The organism is Desulfosarcina cetonica JCM 12296, assembly GCF_001311845.1.
GTDB classification, from domain to species: Bacteria; Desulfobacterota; Desulfobacteria; order Desulfobacterales; family Desulfosarcinaceae; genus Desulfosarcina; species Desulfosarcina cetonica.
Map to the genome: position 1 here is coordinate 1 of NZ_BBCC01000129.1, position 18830 is coordinate 18830.

Consider the following 18830-nt stretch of genomic DNA (forward strand, 5'->3'; position numbering starts at 1 on the left):
AGCGGCGGTACCGGGATGGGCCGCCTTTCTTCAAGCTGTGCGTGCAGGCTGCCCGGTGTCTGTCCGGTGAGTACGGCCAGACGGTTCTTGGCCGCTTCCAGGCCACTGCGCAGGGTCGGCAGTTGGCTGCGGGTGTTTTCCAGGTTGTAGCGGGCCTGTTGTACTTCCAGGTCGCTGCTCAGGCCGGCATCGAAGCGGGACCGGATCAGCGTGTCGGTTTCTTCCTGGGCCGCGATATTGGCGAGGGCGACATCCAGGCGGTATTGGTAGGTGCGGGCCTCGATATAGTTGCGGGCGACCTCGGCGGCCAGGGAAACGCGCACGTTTTCCAGGTCGGCCGTGGTGGCCTGAAGACTGGCCTCGGCCGCCTCCACACTGCGGCGCACACCGCCGAAGATGTCGACTTCCCAGCCGGCGTCGAAGCCGGCCGTGTACCAGTCACGCTCGATGCCCGACGGGGTGCCGCTGCTGCTTTGACTGATCCGGTTGGTGGTGATCGCGCCGCTGGTATCCAGCGTGGGGTAGCGGCCGGCATCGGCGATGGCGCGGCTGGCCCGGGATTGACGCACCCGGGCGATGGCTTGCTTGATGCTCGGGTTGTCCGCCAGGGCAACCGTGATCAGGTCGCTGAGCAGGGGATCGGCCAGGTTTTCCCACCAGCGGGTCAGCTCGGCCTTGTCGCACGCGGTTGCCTGCAGTCCGTCCTGCAGCGGGGTGTGCCAGTTTTGGGGCGGTCTGGGATCCGGTGCCACATAGTCGGGGCCCACGGCAGCGCAACCGGCAAGCATCAGGATTCCCATCAGCACTGCCGGCAGGACCGGCACGCGGGCCGGGGCCTTGAGCGGTAAAGGGTTCGTCGGATTACTCATGGGGCACCTCGGGGGTGGAGACACTCGGTGAGCGCCGGTTTTTGAATTTCCGGGTGGTGGCCTCGCGCATGGTTTGAACGCCCGCATAAAGCGCCGGGATCAGGAAAATGCCGATCAACGTGGCCGCCAGCATGCCATAGAACACCGTGGTGCCGATGGCTCGCCGACTGGCCGCGCCGGCCCCGGTGGCGATAATCATGGGAAAGACGCCCAGGATGAAGGAAAAGGCCGTCATCAGAACGGCGCGATAGCGCATGCGCGCACCGGTAATGGCCGCATCAAAAATGGAGTGGCCCGCCTCGCGCTGCTCGCGGGCGAACTCCACGATGAGAATGGCGTTCTTGGCCGCCAGGCCCACCAGCAGCACCAACCCGATCTGAGCATAAATGGAAAGGGCCAGGCCGCTGATCAATAGGCCGGTCAGGGCCCCCAGCACGGCCACGACGATGGAGATGATGACCGGCAGCGGCTGGGTCCAGCTTTCGTACTGGGCGACCAGAAAAAGGTAGCCGAAGAGCAGGGCCAGCACCATCAGGATGGTCGACTCGTTGCCGATTTTTTTCTCCTGGTAACTCATCCCTGACCAGTCGTAGCCGTAGCCTTTGGGCAGGGTCTTGTCGGCGATGCGCTCGACGGTGGCAAGGGCTTGTCCCGAACTGATCGTGGGCAGGGCCGCGCCGATGAAGCTGGCCGAGGAGAATTGGTTGAAGCGGGCCACCGACTGGGGCCCGAGCACCGTCGAGACGGTGACCAGGCTGGACAGGGGCACCATGCTGCCATCGTCGCTGCGTACATACAGACGGGTGATGTCTTCGGCCGTGTCACGAAAGGATGCGTCGGCCTGCACGGTGACCTGGAAGACCCGATCGTTGAGGTTGATGTCGTTGACATAGCGCGAACCCAGGTTGGCCTGGAGGGTCGAGAAGACCCGGCTGACCGGTACCTTGAGGATGCGGGCCTTGGTGCGGTCCAGGTTGACGGCCAGCTGGGGGACGTTGGCCGAATAGGAAGTAAAGGCATAGGCGATGGACGGATCCTGGTTGAGGGCCACCATCAGTCCCTTGGCGACGGCGTCGATCTCCTGGGGCGGTTGGCCTTCCAGGGCCTGCATTTGCAGGTTGAAGCCGCCGGACATGCCCAGACCCTGGATGGCCGGGGGCACGAAGACGTTGATGTTGGCACCGGCTACCGTGGCGGCGAGGGCCCGGATACGGTTCTGCACGCTTTTGATCTGCAGATCGGGCGTGGTGCGCTCGTTCCAGGGGGTGAGGCCCACAAAGGCGATGCCGGCATTTTCACCGGCGCCGCTGATCAGGCTGAAGCCGCGTACGCCGATCACGAAGTCCACGCCCGCAATGGCCTTGATGCGCTTGGAAAGATCGTCCACCAGTTCGGTGGTGCGGGCAAAGGCGGCGCCATCAGGCAACTGGACGTCCACGATCATGAAGCCCTTATCTTCCTCGGGTAGAAAGCTCGTGGGCACGACACCGAAAAGCCGCCAGACGCCCACGCCGATAATGGCCAGGATCAGGGCGGCGATCACGATCTTGCGCACCAGCCATCCTGATACGGCCACATAGATATTGCGGGAACCGTTCAAAAGGCGGTTGAACCAGGCCAGGGGCCCCCGGTGGGCCATTTGAGGCTTGCCCAGGAGCAGGCTGCACAGGGCCGGACTGAGGCTGAGGGCGTTGATCGCCGAAAGCAGCACGGCGATACAGATGGTGACGGCGAACTGACGGTAGATCTGTCCGGTGATGCCCGGCAGGAACCCCACCGGCACGAACACGGCCAGCAGGACCAGGGTCGTGGCGATAATCGGGCCGGTGACCTGTTCCATGGAGCGCACGGATGCGTCCAGGGCGTCGAGGCCTTCGTCGTCCATCACCCGCTGGACGTTCTCCACCACGACGATAGCGTCGTCAACCACCAGGCCGATGGCCAGAATCAGGGCGAAGAGGGTAATGGTATTGGCCGAATATCCCATGGCAATCAACAGGGCGAAGGTGCCGATGAGGGACACCGGGATGGTCAGGGTCGGGATCAAGGTGGCTCGCCAGTCCTGGAGAAAAACGTAGGTCACGCCCACCACCAGGCAAAAAGTGATCAGCAGGGTAATTACGATCTCCTCGATGGCGGCGGAGACGAACTTGGTGGAATCATAGATCACATCGTAGGAGACCCCTTCGGGAAGCCGGGATTCCAGCGCTTTGAGGGCCTCCCGGACGTTTTGCATGGTCGCGAGGGCGTTGCTGCCCGGTGTCTGATACACGGCCAGGGGAACGCCCGGCTGCCCGTTCAGGGTATCCTCGAAGGCATAGGACGCGCTGCCCAACTCGACCCGGGCCACGTCACCCAATCGCACGATGCCGCCTTTGGTATTGGTCTGTACCACGATATTGCGGAATTCCGCCTCGGTGACCAGGCGTCCCTTGACTTTCAAGGTGTACTGGACCTGCTGACCGCCGGGCATGGGCGCGGTGCCGATGGAACCGGCAGCCGCCAGAAGGTTTTGTTCCTTGATGGCGGTGATCACGTCGTCGGCGGTCAGACCGAGGGCGGTCAGCCGGACGGGATTGAGCCAGATGCGCATGCTGTAATCGTGGGAACCGAAGGGGGAGGCGTCACTGACCCCTTCCACCCGCTTGAGGGTGTCGCTGACGTTGATGGAAACCCAGTTGGCCAGGGACAAAACCTTCCGGCTTCTGTCTTTATAGTAAAAAAACAGCACGCCGAGCATGTCCGACGAACGTTGACGCACGGAAAGACCCTGCTCGGTGACCTCGCTGGGCAGGCTGGACTGGGCCTCCTGAACGCGGTTGAGCACGTTGACCTGGGCGATGTCCGGGTCGGTGCCCACGGCAAAATAGATGGAGAGGGAATAGCTGCCGTTGTTGGTGGCCGTGGATGACATGTAGAGCATGTCGTCCACCCCGTTGATCCGGGATTCCAGCGGTGCGGATACCGATGCGGCCACCTCTTCGGCGTTGGCGCCGGGATAGGTTGCGGTGACCTGAATTTCCGGGGGCACGATCTTGTTCGGATACTCGGATACCGGAATATTGAAAATGGCCAGGAGCCCGGCAAAGGTGATGATCAGGGAAACCACCATGGCCAGGCGCGGCCGCTTGATGAATATTTTGGAGAGCATGATTCAACCTATTTCTGGGCGAACCCGGTTTATGACTGGCCCGCGGGCTGGGGGTTGACGATCTGGCCCGTGCGGACCTTCTGCACACCGGACACCACCACGGTTTCACCGGCCATCAGGCCGCTCTTGACGGCCCATTGGGTCTCTACGGTGACCCCGGTGGTGATGTTGCGCCGCTGGGCGCGCTTGTCGGCATCAACGACGAACACGTACTGGCCCTCGCGATCCTCGAGAACGGCACGCTGGGGCACCATCGGCATGATCTTCGGATCGGCCAGGCTGAGTTCCACGGTAACGAATTGGCCCGGCAGGAGCAATCCGTCGGGGTTGTCGAACACGGCGCGCACCGCCACGGTGCCGGTGGCACTGTCCACCTCGTTGTCGGCGAATTCGATCCGGCCGGGAAGTGCGTACATGGCGCCGTTGGGCAGGCGCAGCCGGGGGATGAGATCCCTTTTCGCGTTTTCGAAGGATTTGCCCTTGTCCTGGATGTTTAAAAGAACGTCCAGGCGGGCGGCCTCACTGACCGAATAAACCACCCGGATGGGATTGAGCTGGACGATGCGCGCCAGGGACCCCGAGGCCGGACCCACGAGGTTGCCCTTGGTAAAGTTGGAAACGCCGATGCGCCCCCGGATGGGTGCCTTGATGGTGGTGTAGTCGAGATTCAAGCGTGAGAGGTCCAAGGTGGCCTCCGCCTGATCGACCTGGGCCTGGGCCTCCCGTTCGCTGGCCTGAGCCGTTTCCAGGTCGGTCTTGGAGACGCCGCCCGAGCGCACCGTTTCCAGCCGTTGCCGGTACTGACGGGCTTTGCTGAGCGCGGCGCGGGCTTCGGCCGCCTTGGCCTTATCCGCCTTGACCTGGGCGATGTAGGGGGCCTGTTCGATGACATAGAGCAGGTCGCCGGCCTTGACGTGACTCCCCTCGGTGAACTTGACCTGCTCGAGATAGCCCTGCACCCGGGCCTGGATATCCACGGCTTGGATCGCTTCGACACGGCCGACATGTTCCAGGGGCGGGTTGACCGCCTTTTCCGTGATCACCGCCACCTCCACCAAGGGGGGCGGGGCCTGGCCCGGTGCTTGGGCGCTGGCCGAAGGGACGACGGCCAGCGTGGCCAGCAAGATTCCCGACAATACGATGGGATACCATCTCCATGAATGGGAATGGCGGTGCTGCCGGTCGGTGAACGGATGCCGCTGGATATGCTTTCTTTTCATTCTGTCCTCTGTGTGGTGACGGTTCGGGTACCGGTGGATTCCAGGTTAACAACCGGTTGATGGGACGGGATCCACGAAATGGTCTGGCATGAATAGCAAAACCTGTTGACAATTTTCAAATGATTTTTTTAAAAACGCATTTAAGATAGTTTGCACGATCGATCTGTCAAGTCGGCTGCTATCCGATTTATCTAACCCTGTGGGAGAAACTTTAGTCATGGCCAAACGCAAGGACGGCATCGAAACCCGGCAGAAGTTATTGGACGTCGCCTGCGATGTATTTGCCGAGAAAGGCTTCCGGGAAGCCACGATCACCGAGATTTGCCGCCGCGCCGGCGCCAATGTGGCTGCGGTCAACTACTATTTCGGCGACAAGGAGTCCTTGTATGTGGCGGCTTGGCGACAAACCATGGAACAATTTCTCTCCAACGACATCCTGCCGTCCAAGGACCTGCCGCCGGAGACACGGCTTCGCGTGGCCATCCACCATATCATCCACCGGGTTCTGGTCGACGATCAAAGTCGCGGGTATTTTCGACGCATCGAATTGATGGAGTTGGCCAATCCCACCGGATTGATCGATGATCTCTGGAAAGCCATGATCGCTCCCCGGCAGAAGGAACTGCTGGGTATCATTCGCGATATCATCGGGCCGGGCGCCTCCGAGGATACGGTTATCCTGTGCAAGACAAGCATCATCAACCAGTGCCGGGGATACATCCTGACCCAGAAAAGCTGTTTGGAGAGTCTGGGCGGCAGCCAGTTCCTGACCGCCGCCCAGGCCGATCGGATTGCCGAACACATCACCCGTTTTTCCATTGCCGGTATCAAGGCGGTCAGCGGCCAGGCCGATGATCAGGCCGATTCTACCCGGGAAAAGGGGGATGGGAAAATGTTTACCCAATCAAAATAACATTTCTTTCCCAAACATGCACGATTTTCCCGCCCATAATGCCACCCGCGGATGACTATTTCTCCATTTATTTTTTGATAACAATGGGTTTTGATTATGTACAAGAACGATATGGATATGGCGTATACCATGCATGCCATTATCCACACTGCGTTGATTCTGAGCTCTATAGTTGCGTGGAAATTCTGCGGATAAGAGGTTGCCCGGTTTGAAACGATTTTTGAAATGGCTGATACTGCCCACCCTGGTGGTGCTGGTCGGCGTTGGTGTCCATTGGACGGAACACGCCGCCCCTACCGATACAATGCCGTCCCCCTTGGCGAAACCCCCATTGAGCGACACCACCCGTGATCCGGCGGAGCTTCGACGGCCGCTCAGTTCCTGGTGGAAAAAGAACACCTCTACGATTGCACCGGAATGGATGCCAACCCGAGCCCCCTGTTTGGGCCTCTGGGAACGGCGTTGCCCATGGAAAACGATCTCTTCCGGGCACTGCCTCCGTCATCTGCGGACCGGGGCACCCACAACCGTTGTGCGCCTCAATAAGAGACGTTCCATCAACCGGTTCGGGCACCCCTGCTCGTAAAAAGCCGCATTCCCGACGGATTCGTAACAAGCCCGAGATCAAGGCTTGCGAATCCTTAAGGAATGAGGCGTACTTTTGCGTACGCCGCAGTGACGAAGGATTCGCGTAACGCCGATATCGGGATTTTTACGAATCCGTCATTCCTTGGCCGCGTCACCGACGGCCGCCATCTGGCCCGCCCATTCCATGGCTTCTTTGAATGCCGCCGATACTTCGGCGCGCTTGAGGTTGAGGTTTTGGCTCATGGCCTCGGCGTCTTCCCAACGGGCCTCTTCCATGGCCTGGGCCAGCTGGAGCAGCGGGTGATATTCGGTATTGGTATCCCCGCACAGGGCACGCTTGAGCCTGTTTTCGATGGGCAGGTAACGGACCACCTCCTCCATGGGGGTGGCCAGGATGGTATTCAGCAGGGAAAAAAGCCCCAGAAGATGCAAACTGGCCGGATCGAACCCCCAGAAGTCATGACGCTGGGCCACGCGCTCCAGGAACCGGGCCCGCTGGGCGGAAAGTTGTAAAAGTTCATCTGCTTCGGGCGACTGGCCCATGTCGCTCAGCACCACCACCCGCAGCCAGTTCTTCAGTTTGGGCCACCCCAACAGCCGAATGGCGTGCTGAACCGATTTAATCTTCTGGGAAAACCCGAATGCCGCCGAATTGAGGTAGGCCATCAGCCGGAAACTGATCGCCGCATCGGCCTGCAGGGTTTCCGCCAGTCCATCGATATCCGGATCCGTTGCTTCCATGCGTTGGATCAATTTGAGGCGCGATACTTCATTGGCGGTCATCTGGTGGATGGTTACGGTGTCGGGGTGCTTGAAAAAGGTACCTGAGAACAGGGCGACCCCTGCCTCCCGACACGACTCGAACCGGCTGAGGTCATCTACCCGGCGAGCCAGAAGCCGTGCATCCATGTTGCCGATGGCGGACAGCAGCTCGGCGATTTGCGTTTTCTGATGGTAATTGACCGGTACGGCGATGATGTCGGCCAACGCATACAGCGCTGAAAAATGCTGTTCGGCACTGAAACCGCGCACGGCGATCAGGTAGCCGTCGGACTTCAGACTCGCCAATTGCTCGGGGATGGACGGCTTGAGAAATATCTGCTCATCCACCTGAATGGCGGCAAGCTTGGGGGGCAGGGCGTAGGGGAGCTTTTTGAGAATGTCGATTTCATCGAAATTCAGCATGATGACCTGCCCCTGGTGAAGAATCCGCTGGACGTCCATGCTTGCGCTGGCGGCGACCTGCAGGGCCGTGTCCTGTAGGTCGCAGGTCCGCGCGGAGGGTAATGGCTCGCCCACGCAGAGCAGTTCATAGCCCCATAGACGACGGTGTGCATCAAAAATGGGCTGGCGGCAGATGGTGACTTCCGTGCTTGCATCGGCGGTTATCGGTGCCTCGGTCATTGGGTCCCTCCACGGGTATGCTGGGTTGTGGCGCGTCGGAGACGGGTCGCGGTCGCCGCCGGGAGCCTCCTATATATCCTCGTTCGGCAGCGGTTTCAGCTCCCAGATCCGGTTGGCATAGTCCTGAACCGAACGGTCGCTTGAAAATTTACCCATGCGGGCGGTGTTGAGAATCGATTTGCGGGCCCACTCGTCGCGGTTCAAAAAGAGCCGGCCCACGTCTTCCTGGGTGTCCACGTAAGAGCGGTAGTCGGCCAGCAGCATGTAATAGTCACCCTGTTGCAACAGGATCTCAACAATGGGGGCGAACAGATGCGGGTCCTCGGGTGAGAAATCCCCTCGGGCGATGCTGTCCAGGACCTGGCGCAGTTCGGCGTCCTTGTCGTAGTAGTCGCGCGGGTTGTAGCCGCTGGCGCGCAGGGAGACCACCTGATCGGCGGTCAGGCCGAAGATGAAGATGTTATCCTTGCCCACTTCCTCCATGATTTCGACGTTGGCACCATCCAGGGTGCCGATGGTCAAGGCACCGTTGAGACTCATTTTCATGTTGCCCGTGCCGGAGGCTTCCATGCCGGCGGTGGAGATCTGTTCGGACAGATCCGCGGCGGGAATGATTTTCTCGGCTTGGGAGACGCAGTAATTGGGCAGGAAGAGGACGCGCAGTTTGCCCTGGATATCCGGATCACTGTTGGTCTTGGCCGCCACGGCATTGATCAGCTTGATGATCCGTTTGGCCTTGTGGTAGGCCGGTGCGGCCTTGCCGGCGAAGATGACGGTGCGGGGCACCACGTTGGCTTCCGGGTTGGCGCGGATGCGGTGGTAAAGGCTGATTACATGCAAGACATTGAGCAACTGGCGTTTGTATTCGTGAATGCGTTTGACCTGAACGGAGAAAAGGGTATCCGGATCGACGCCCAGGCCGATCTTGCGCAGGATGTAACGGGCCAGCCGTTTTTTATTGTCCCGTTTGGTCTTGATCCAGCGCCGGCGGAAGTCGGCATCGTCGGCCAGCGGCTCGAGTTTATGCAGCTGCTCCAGGTCGGTAATCCACTCCGGCCCGATGGCTTCGTCGATCAACTGGGCCAGCGCCGGGTTGGCCTGGGCCAACCACCGCCGGGGCGTGATGCCGTTGGTCACGTTGGTGATACGACCCGGGAAGATGGTGTTGAAGTCACGGAACAGATCCTCCTTGAGGATCCGGCTGTGAAGCTCGGCCACACCGTTGACCGTGTGGCTGCCCACGATGGCCAGATGGGCCATGCGCACGCGTTGACTGACCCCTTCGGCAATTAGGGAGACACGCTGTGCCAGCCCCTCGCCCTTTTCCCGACGAGTGCTGAGCCCCTGGAGAAAGCGGCGGTTGATCTCAAAAATAATTTCCGTATGGCGCGGCAGCAGACGCCGCATGAGATCCACGGGCCAGGTCTCCAGGGCTTCCGGCAGCACCGTGTGGTTGGTGTAGGCAAATGTTTTCTCACAAACCGGCCAGGCCTTTTCCCACGGCAGGTTTTCCTCATCCATGAGAATCCGCATGAGCTCGGGAACGGCGATCGCCGGGTGGGTGTCATTGAGTTGGATGGCCACAAAGTCCGACAGCTCGGAAAAGTCGCGATTCAATTTGCGGTACCGGCGCATGATATCGGCCAGGGTGGCGGCCACGAAGAAATACTGCTGTTTGAGACGCAGTTCGCGGCCCTGTTCCATTTCGTCGCTGGGGTACAGGACGCTGGAAATGGTTTCGCTCTGCACCTTGGCCTCGACGGCGCCGATATAATCGCCTTGGTTGAATTCGTCCAGGTTGAATTCCCGGCTGGACTTGGCCCGCCAGAGACGCATGTTGGTAACGAAATTGTCGCCAAAACCGGGCACCAGAATGTCACAGGCCATGGCCATGACCATTTCGCCGTCCACCCAGCGGAAACACTGCCGGCCGGCGGCATCGGTGTAGGCTTCCGTACGTCCGTAGAAACGTACCGGCACGAGGTATTCCCCGCGTCGGATTTCCCAGGGCGTTCCCTTGCGGGCCCAGTTGTCACACTGCTCGCGTTGCCAGCCGTTTTCGATGGTCTGATGGAAAATGCCATAGTCGTAACGGATGCCGTAGCCATAGCCGGGGTAGCCCAGGCAGGCCAGTGAATCCATGTAGCAGGAGGCCAGACGCCCCAGTCCGCCGTTGCCCAGGCCGGCGTCCCACTCTTCTTCTTCAAGTTCCTCCAGGTCGAACCCCAGTTCCTCCACCGCCTGGCGGGCTTCGGAAACCATCTGCAAACTGATCAGGTAGTTCATCAGGAATCGGCCTGGCAGAAATTCCAGCGACAGAAAGTAAACCCGCTTGGCCAGCGTGTCGTATTGGGAGCGTTGGGTACGAATCCAGCGGTCGATCAAACGATCGCGGACACTATAGGCAAGGCCCGTGAAACAGGCATGGCGGTTGGGTTTGGCCGGGTCCCGGCCCATGGTACGCCAGATGTGCTGTCTGATCTCATCTTTCAAGGCCATCGCCGGCCGGAAATCATGGGGGCCGCTAATGCCATCTTGGCGAAGCTTTTCAACCATGGAAATCTCCTCTGGATTGTCGGATGGGTCCACTTGGCCGTCGCCTGCACGCGCGATGCCTCGTCTGCCTCTACCGAGTCAATAAATTTGGGAACGTGAAGGACTGGCGGCCGATGGAAGGCCGGTTGGATCTTTGTGGATCCGGACGGTCGTACCGGAAAAATCCGATCCTGCGCATTTACGCTTTTATCATACCAAGGCGATTGGTCAAGCAGTAAGCCCCTTTACCGCAGGATAATCGCATTGGGCACCCACTGAAAAACAGAAAGCGGTCCGATTTATTGTACGGCGTCGGCTGTCGGCTCAGCGGTCATAGTGGACTTCCAGCTGGTCGAATTCCCCTGGGTCGAAATCCTCGATTCCCTGCGTTCGTTGAAGAAAGGTTTCGATTGCTTTGGCCGCGCTGGCATAGGCATCCATCACCGCAGAGAGCCGGATGACCAGTGGATCCTCCTCTCCCAGTTGGGCAACCATTTCGCCGAGCAGATGCCGACCTTTTTCAAGATGCTTGCGAATGCCGGCATAGGCGGCCTTGCGCGTTTCGTACTTCTTCTGCTCATTGTCGATGACCGGCAGGAGTCGTCGAACGGAGAATTCTACCAGTGCATCGCGGGGGGCGTTGAATGCCCGTGAGATTTCATCCAGCAGAGATAGGGATTGTCGGCTGATGACATAGGTTTTCTGGACCCGGTTTTCCACCTTGACGCGGGCATTTTGTACCTCCCGGGCGATGGCGTTGAGGGAATCACTGTCTTGGGCGAGGTGATCGAAAAGCGACTTCTGTTTGATGCCCAATTGGGCGGCCACGATGCTGATGGCTTCAATGCAGGTGGCGGAGAGTTTGAATGTCGCGCGCACCGACTGCTTGCCGCGAAGCCCGGAGCTGGTAATGAAGGCGAGCGAGCCGTCAATGGTTTTTTCGTCTTTCGGGGGCATAGGGTCCTCCACGATAAAAAGGCTATTGCATTACCTATTAATACAATAAAATTAAAATAATGCAACGAAAAAGTATTTCAACAATATTGACAAGCCCTGTTCTGTAAGTATTTTTTGGACATCGAAGAAGATCAACGATTGACGGGGGAACGCAATGAACCCCTTAACCAAGGCGTGAAACCTTTAACCAAGGGAGGTTTGACAATGATCTACAGAACTCTTTTCGGTGCTCCCGGTCGACGTTTCGGCGCTTCATTGAAGGAGCTGGAGGAGATGCAACAACGGATGGATCGCCTGTTCAATGGCTTTCGCGACAGATCCGCGGGGCGTGTGGGGGTCGGTGCCGGTGTATTTCCGGCGATCAATATCTCCGAAGATACCGGCGCTTACTATGTCAGTGCGGAGCTGCCCGGTGTAACGTCTGCGGACCTGGAGATCAACGTCACGGCCAATCAGCTGACCCTGGCCGGTGAACGCAAGATTTCCAAGGAAGCCGCCGATGCCCGCTATCACCGCCGGGAACGCGAAGCCGGTCGTTTCTCACGGGCCCTGGCGCTTCCCGGTGACATCGATGCCGACAATGTCAAGGCCGGGTTGGCGGATGGCGTTTTGACCATCACCATCCCCAAGGCAGAAAAAGCCAAGCCGAGGCAAATCACGGTTCAATAAGGGCATTGGATGAAAGGAGGAACGGATTATGTCAGAGACGAACGAGTTGAAAGTCAGAGAAAAACAAGAAGTCGCGCCATCCGCCGAGCTAACCAAGCCAGGACCGGTTTTTACGCCTCATGTGGATATTTTCGAAACCGACAACAGCCTGACGTTGTTGGTTGATATGCCCGGTGTCAAGGCTGATGACCTGAATGTGGATCTAAGGGATGATATCCTGACCCTGACCGGTGATGCCAAACCGTCGCTGGCCACGCCCGGGGAAAAGATCTACGGGGAATACGAGACCGGCCGCTACTATCGCCAGTTCTCCCTTTCCGAGGTCATTGCCCAGGATAAGATCGATGCCAAACTGAGCGACGGCGTGCTGCGCCTGACCCTTCCCAAGGTGGAAAAGGCCACGCCGCGACGCATCATGGTCCAGGTCGACTGATTGCCATCGGCCCTGTCGGGATATGGATTTTCGCCGACAGGGCCGATCCCGCCTTCAACAGGCCATGTCAATTTTAAAATAAATACACTGAAATAATTATATATTTAATGTTATCTGAATGAGAAAATGCTTGACGCCGTTCATTTTGAGAAGGCATATGAGGTGGGGTGTCAGTTTGAATGCAGTGGCTGAAACAATCGAAAAAAGGCGATGAATGACAGAGATTTTTTTTATCCGACATGGGCAGGCCTCCTTTGGTCAGCCGGATTACGACCAGCTTTCTTCCTTGGGGGAGCGCCAGGCAGCATTGTTGGGCCAACACCTCTGTCGCAGCGGTATCCGCTTTGACGCCGTCTATGCCGGCGGGATGAAGCGGCAACGCCAGACGGCGGAGATCGTCATGGCCCTGATGAACGGCCAGGCGCGAGAGAAGCTGGTGGTCGATCCGGATTTCAACGAATTCGACGCGTCGGATCGCATCATCGGCCGACTGTACCATGTGTTTCAGGGCGATCCGGCGCTTGGCGCGCAGATGCAGCGGATCCGAACCCATCACCAGGCTATCGGGCGGATCTTCGAGGTCGCCCGCCAGACGCAGGCGGAATCGCTGGGCGAAAACGAACGTGCCATGTTGGCGGACCAGTTCAGGAAGCGGATTACCCAGGCCATTGACAAGGTGGTGGCGCATGCCGGAGACGGTCAGCGGGTGGCCGTGTTTACTTCCGGTGGCCCCACGGCCGTGGCCTTGCGGCGAACGTTGGAAACCAGCCGCGAGAAGACCATTTGCCTGGGTTGGGAGCTGTGCAACACATCGGTGACCCGCATGCGCCACGAAGCGGACCGTTTCAACCTCGTACGCTTCAACTGCGTCGCCCACCTGGAGTTCCAAAACGATCCCTCCCTGATCACCTATATCTGATTATTTTTTGAACAGAGCGCCGTACTGACCGTAGCCGGCCGCTTCCAATTCCCCGGCCGGGATGAATTTCAGGGCGGCCGAGTTCATGCAGTACCGCAGCCCCGTGGGCTTGGGGCCATCGTTAAAGACATGGCCCAGGTGGGAATCGGCATGCTTGCTGCGGACTTCGGTTCGCACCATGAAGAGGCTGCGGTCCTGGTGCTCGACGATATTCTCCGGTGCCAGTGGCCGGGTAAAGCTGGGCCACCCGGTTCCCGAATCGAATTTATCCGTCGAACTGAACAGGGGCTCGCCGGAGATGATGTCCACGTAGATACCCGGCGCGTGGTTATCCCAATAGGCGTTATCAAAGGGCGGCTCGGTGCCCTCCTCGCGGGTCACCCGATACTGCAAGGGCGTCAGGGTTTTTCGGAGCTGCTCGTCCGAGGGGATCCTGGCGTCGTTTTTCTTCTTTCCCGCGGCCATATCCTCCATGCGATCCATTTCCTGTGCCGATGACGTTTTCTTCATCATCGCCTCGGCGCCGGCCCAGACCTTTTTCAGGAACTGATCCCGGCCCGAACCCGAGCGGTACCACTTGTAGCGAATGGGATTCTTCTTGTAATAGTCCTGATGGTATTCCTCGGCATCGAAAAAGGGGCCCAGAGGCAGAATATCGGTCACGATTGCCTGGTCGAAGCGCCCGCTGGCCGCCAGGGCTTTTTTGGATGCCTCGGCCTGCTGCTGCTCGGTTTCGTTGGCATAGAAGATCACGCTGCGGTACTGATTGCCGCGATCGACAAACTGGCCCCCGGCATCGGTGGGATCCACATGCCGCCAGAAAACATCCAAGAGGTCGTTATAGGAGATTTTTTGCGGGTCGTAAAAAACCTTGACGGCTTCCACATGACCGGTGCCGCCGGCTGAAACCTGTTGGTAGGTCGGATGGTCCACCCGGCCGCCGGTATAACCGGAGACGACCGCGATCACACCGTCCACTTTTTCAAAGTCCGATTCCGTACACCAGAAACAGCCACCGGCAAAGACGGCCGTCCGGGTGTTTGCGTTGATTTTATCCATGGGATGCTCCATTTTTTCGTCCATGCTGCGCACGGTTTGAAATCCGAAAAGGATCGCGGCCAGTGCCAGGACGGCAAGGATGGTTTTTTTCATTACACACCTCCTGTGGGTCTGTCCGTTAATGGGTGATCATGGACAGACAGTAAGACCCCCGATTAAGGGATGTGTAAGGTTAAGGTAAAGATTCGATAAAGAATTTCAAGGAATGGGGGCGGAATCGGAAGAAGCCCGATATCGGCGCCTGCGCGAATCCTTCGTCACTGCGGCGTACGCTTAAGTACGCCTCCCTCCTTCAGGATCCGCAAGCCTTGATCTCGGGGCTTCTTCCGCTTCCGTCGGAACAGCGACTTTTTACGCGTGCATCAATGATAGTTGCGGGTAAAATGGATCAAGGCGTTTCCTTGAGCCGTTTCAGGATCGTCTCCCGGTCGGCATCGGGATCCTGGTTGAGGATCGCGGCCACCCGGCGGGCCGTGTAGGCCGTGGCGATGGAGGTGCCGGCGTAGCGTCCGGCGTCTCCGCCGCTTCCCACCGGCAAATCGGCGATACCCGGTGCGGAAGTGGCCACGAAGTCGCCATAATTGGACTGATCCCAGGCCTTGCCGTCGGGCGTCAGGCTCCGACGCCGATGACGCTTTCGTAGGCGGCCGGGTATACCGGCATGCCGGTGGGGGCATTACCGGCGGCCGCCACCAGGATCAATCCCTTGCTGGTGGCGTAGCGAACCGCCGATTCGAGCAGGTCGCTGGTGGTTTCCGACCCCCAGCTGAGACTGACCACCCGGGCGCCGTTTTCGATGGCAAAGTTGATGGCGCGCGTCAGCGTGTAGGTGGAGGTATAGCCGGCATCATCAAAGGCACGAATGGCCAGTACCGGACTGCCGGCCGGATCTTGGGCCTCGACGCCCAACGGGTTGACCGCGCCGGCGGCGATCAGTGACATCTGGGTTCCGTGGCCCAGTTCATCACCGACCTCGGCACCGGGTGAAACCGCGTCATAGCTTCCCTTGACAAACGGGCTGCCGGCGTAGTCGCCTCGCAGGCCGCTGTCCATGACGGCAACGATCGTGTTTTCCGCCGCCGGAAAACGCGCCGGAACAGGCACCGACAAAGCCTCTCCGGTGGCGATTGGCGGTATGTCCGTTTCCATGGGATAGGCCAGGTCCGGTTCCGCCGTACGGATGCCCGGTGTGCCGGCCAGGGCTTCGGCAATGGTCGGCACATCACTGCCGTGGGGCAGACGGATGCGCAGGATGCCCAATGGCGTATAGCTGTCCAACAGGGTGGCGCCCAGCCGATCGAGCAATTCGGCCAAAGCGGCTGGGGTCATTTCCGGGGTCAGTTGCAGCAGCAGGATGTCGCGAACGTACTGGGTGCCGTCGGCCCCCTGGATGATCGCCAGATTCGTTGCCCGCCGGAAGGTTTGCATGCGATTTTCCTGCCCCCTGTAAAAGATGCGCAGCTCACTTAATTGGGGCTCGCCGTTGGGACGGGACCGGTCCGCATGCCAGATCAACGCGTAGTCGACGGACTTGAGAATTCCCGCAAGGGCCGTGGCCACCGGACGGTTGTCAAAACGGGCGGTAATGGCGGGATTGATGCGCGGATCAATGCGGATGCGCACCCCCTGGGTGGAGATTTGCTCCAGGATGGTGTCAAGGGCCTGATTCCGGGCATGCAGCGTCAGTCGCCCATCCACCAGACGGACCAGGAGGGACGGCGTTTCCGCCGCAGCCGAAAGCCCACCCCAAAAAGCGGTCAGCAGGATAACCAGCGATACGATTACTCTCATGGATGTCGTCCTTTCGTGCCGGCGCCCTAACACCGTGTTCATTCCTGGGGGGCGACCTGGGTCGCGGGGCCTTCCCGTATCCGCCGCAGGCTTGTCCTTGGCCAAGCTGGCGGCACTTTCCACCAGTTTGAAAGGGGCCTTGAGCGTGCGCGCCATGAAGTCGAGCAAGCCCTTGCCCACCGCCGATGGCGACATGGGGACCACCGACAGGTCGTCCAGCCTGCCGTGGACCCGTAAAGGAATCGAAATCAGCGAGCCGCCAGCCAGGTAACCGATCACGGGCAGCTTGCCGACGATCCGGTCGATGGTTCTGAGCGGTGCCACCAGTAAGTATATATCGGCTGTTTTCGAGGCAAGTTCAATTTTCCCCTCGCCGGTGATTTTCAGCGAATTGCCGTCCAGCAGGATCTCCTTCAGATGGACCCGCCCGTCGCCGATGGTGGCGTTGGCCTGGGCCTTGGAATAGCCGTAGCCTTTCTTTTTCAGGTCGGAATCGCCCCCGGTCAGGATCTCGGTGATGTTCAGCACCGACAGGATTTTCATCAGCAAACTGGAGTAGTCGACGCGGCCATTTGTTGAAGAAAACGTCAGCGTGCCTGTCAGGGCACGAACAAAATCGGTGTTTGTCGTGGGCATGCGGATTTCACCGGAAAGATCGTAGCGGGCATCGGCACTCACGCGACCGGGAAAGAAGCAATTGACGGTCGCTTCAATAGGCGCGCCGTTGGCGGCAACAGCCATGTCCAGGGAAACGCCCTGGGGGGAGACGTCCAATTCGCCGGACGTGGTGATGTCGCAGAGCATGGCCTTTTCCAACTGGACATGCGCGCTTCTACCGGTGACCGCAATGACCGCCGCCGCCGGCGACCAGGTGAATCCGCCAGGTGCAGCTGGTCAGCCCGGAGGTGAATCGTGCCATGAGGCAGCAGGGTTGGCGGAGAGGCTGCCTGAGTTGTTGGGGGGGCGGAACGGTCGCTTTTGCGGAACAGATGTTCCAGAAGGGCGTCGTCCAGGCGATCGGCATCCAGGTTGAGGTCGAAGCGGGGGCCGCCGGCCGGATTCGTCACGCTGCCGCTGACCAACAGATGGGTTTGCGCCAAGCTGACCCGGGAATCGGTGATCGTCAGCCGGGATCATTCCCGGCAATGGAAAACGCGTCAACGACAACCGGAACGGGCAGGATGTTCTCAAATGGGATGCCGTTACCGGCCAAGTTTCCCGTGAAGGTGATCTTCTGCGGGTGCGCCAGGTCGATGTGGGCTTTAAAATCGCCATCGAGGCGGTCGACAAGGGGCCGGTGGTTGACCTGTAGAAGCGTCGCCATGGCCTTGCTGATGGTGCCGGAAAAGACAACTTCGCCACGCTGGCCCTTCCAGTCGGCCGACAGGGTTGCCGCCGAATGGCCGTCGTTAAGAGACAGGCGCTGAATTTGCCAGGCATCGCTTGATCGGTCCAGATTCGCTTCAAGGGCAATCCCGCCAGCCGTTTTCAGTCCGCCCGCCAGGCTGAAGGCCGCGTGGCCGTCCCATTGGACCTTGAGCCGGGAAAGGTTCAGCGGGGGGGCGATCTGCAAAATGGCGGGAATCGGCAAGACGGTCCGCAACCACTCGATCGCATTTTTGCCCAGGGTGCCGTCCACCGTCAGGTCCAGTGGTGTTGGATGGGCGATGCCCTGGGAGTGGTGGCTGGCCACGACCACCGCATCCAGAAAGGAAATAGTAACGTCACTCGAACCTTCGGCACCGGGAACATAGGTGATCTTGCCCCCGGAAAGGACGATCGGGAACGGTGCGCGGGGCGTGGTCAGACGGAGGGCCTCTGGGGTCCCGGTGATGGCCAGCTGCCAATCGGCCGGTTGATTCAGTGGCCCGCTGATTTTCAGGCGGGACAATTGAACGCCGCCGGTCATCCCGGCGATGTAGGCTTTGGCGCTTTCCAGCCCCCTGAAGCCGGTCAGCCATGGATAGAAGATGGCTGTGTCGATGTCCGCCGAGGGCGTATCAATGGCAAGCTTGGCCGCCTGTCGCCAGTCGATGCTCGCCGCCAGGTCGGCGAACGAGATCCCCTGGAACCGGCCGCTGACGGCTTTGAAATCCACATGCTGACCGGCATAGGCCACATCGCCGTCGATCTCCTCCAGATCGGCCAGGATTCCCGGCAGGGTGACGCGGCCATGGGAAAGATGGCCCCTGGCGGTCATCTGTTTTAACCGCCAACCCGGTTTTTCCCGCTCGAATGCCGCGGTGTAGACGGCATCTTTCAGATGGCCGGCGCGGGCCACGCGAAAAGCCGTGCGGATACCGGACAGGTCGCCGGCGATCG

Annotated in this window: 15 protein-coding genes; 5 read left to right on the plus strand and 10 right to left on the minus strand. The window is 59.6% G+C overall.

Features of this window, described 5'->3' with window-relative positions:
* The 3 genes from JCM12296_RS23235 to JCM12296_RS23245 form a co-directional block, all read right to left on the minus strand.
* Nucleotides 1-869: TolC family protein (locus JCM12296_RS23235; protein ID WP_172684055.1), on the minus strand; the 869-nt coding region annotated here is incomplete at its 3' end.
* Nucleotides 862-4020, minus strand: coding sequence for an efflux RND transporter permease subunit (locus JCM12296_RS23240; RefSeq protein ID WP_054698529.1), 3159 nt, complete (start codon nt 4018-4020; stop codon nt 862-864). The genes JCM12296_RS23240 and JCM12296_RS23235, both read right to left, overlap by 8 nt.
* A 29-nt stretch (nt 4021-4049) precedes the next feature.
* Nucleotides 4050-5240 (minus strand): efflux RND transporter periplasmic adaptor subunit, encoded by a 1191-nt coding sequence (locus JCM12296_RS23245; RefSeq protein ID WP_083456434.1) that lies wholly within the window; start codon nt 5238-5240, stop codon nt 4050-4052.
* Between the two features lie 217 nt (nt 5241-5457).
* Between JCM12296_RS23245 and JCM12296_RS23250 the strand changes: the two genes are divergently transcribed.
* Nucleotides 5458-6153, plus strand: coding sequence for a TetR/AcrR family transcriptional regulator (locus tag JCM12296_RS23250; protein ID WP_054698531.1), 696 nt, complete (start codon nt 5458-5460; stop codon nt 6151-6153).
* Nucleotides 6154-6361: 208 nt separating this feature from the next.
* Complete coding sequence (locus JCM12296_RS42400) at nt 6362-6739, plus strand: hypothetical protein (protein WP_218188244.1); 378 nt, start codon at nt 6362-6364, stop codon at nt 6737-6739.
* A gap of 137 nt (nt 6740-6876) precedes the next feature.
* Here JCM12296_RS42400 and JCM12296_RS23255 read toward each other — a convergent pair whose 3' ends face one another.
* The 3 genes from JCM12296_RS23255 to JCM12296_RS23265 all read right to left on the minus strand — a co-directional run bounded on the left by JCM12296_RS23255 (nt 6877) and on the right by JCM12296_RS23265 (nt 11637).
* Nucleotides 6877-8145 carry an EAL and HDOD domain-containing protein gene (locus tag JCM12296_RS23255; protein WP_054698534.1) on the minus strand — a complete coding sequence of 423 codons (1269 nt, stop codon included), beginning with the start codon at nt 8143-8145 and terminating at the stop codon, nt 6877-6879.
* A gap of 69 nt (nt 8146-8214) precedes the next feature.
* Nucleotides 8215-10701 carry a glycogen/starch/alpha-glucan phosphorylase gene (locus tag JCM12296_RS23260; RefSeq protein ID WP_083456435.1) on the minus strand — a complete coding sequence of 829 codons (2487 nt, stop codon included), beginning with the start codon at nt 10699-10701 and terminating at the stop codon, nt 8215-8217.
* Nucleotides 10702-11004: 303 nt separating this feature from the next.
* Nucleotides 11005-11637, minus strand: coding sequence for a hypothetical protein (locus JCM12296_RS23265; RefSeq protein ID WP_054698536.1), 633 nt, complete (start codon nt 11635-11637; stop codon nt 11005-11007).
* Between the two features lie 204 nt (nt 11638-11841).
* Here JCM12296_RS23265 and JCM12296_RS23270 point away from each other — a divergent pair, with 204 nt between their 5' ends.
* From JCM12296_RS23270 to JCM12296_RS23280, 3 genes are all read left to right on the plus strand, one after another.
* Nucleotides 11842-12306: an Hsp20/alpha crystallin family protein gene (locus tag JCM12296_RS23270; protein WP_054698538.1), complete on the plus strand. Its 465-nt coding sequence runs from the start codon at nt 11842-11844 to the stop codon at nt 12304-12306.
* A gap of 28 nt (nt 12307-12334) precedes the next feature.
* Nucleotides 12335-12739 carry an Hsp20/alpha crystallin family protein gene (locus tag JCM12296_RS23275; RefSeq protein WP_054698540.1) on the plus strand — a complete coding sequence of 135 codons (405 nt, stop codon included), beginning with the start codon at nt 12335-12337 and terminating at the stop codon, nt 12737-12739.
* Between the two features lie 214 nt (nt 12740-12953).
* Nucleotides 12954-13658 carry a histidine phosphatase family protein gene (locus JCM12296_RS23280; RefSeq protein WP_054698542.1) on the plus strand — a complete coding sequence of 235 codons (705 nt, stop codon included), beginning with the start codon at nt 12954-12956 and terminating at the stop codon, nt 13656-13658.
* On the opposite strand, the gene msrB is transcribed toward JCM12296_RS23280, so the two are convergent.
* The 4 genes from msrB to JCM12296_RS40160 all read right to left on the minus strand — a co-directional run.
* Nucleotides 13659-14810, minus strand: coding sequence for a peptide-methionine (R)-S-oxide reductase MsrB (gene msrB, locus JCM12296_RS23285; protein ID WP_054698544.1), 1152 nt, complete (start codon nt 14808-14810; stop codon nt 13659-13661).
* Nucleotides 14811-15105: 295 nt separating this feature from the next.
* A complete protein-coding gene (locus JCM12296_RS23290; RefSeq protein ID WP_054698546.1) occupies nt 15106-15285 on the minus strand; it encodes a S8/S53 family peptidase in 180 nt (59 codons plus the stop codon).
* 44 nt (nt 15286-15329) lie between these two features.
* Nucleotides 15330-17312, minus strand: coding sequence for a S8 family serine peptidase (locus JCM12296_RS23295; protein WP_054698548.1), 1983 nt, complete (start codon nt 17310-17312; stop codon nt 15330-15332).
* 319 nt (nt 17313-17631) lie between these two features.
* The coding region (locus JCM12296_RS40160; protein WP_172684056.1) for a hypothetical protein at nt 17632-18830 on the minus strand (1199 nt) is incomplete at its 5' end.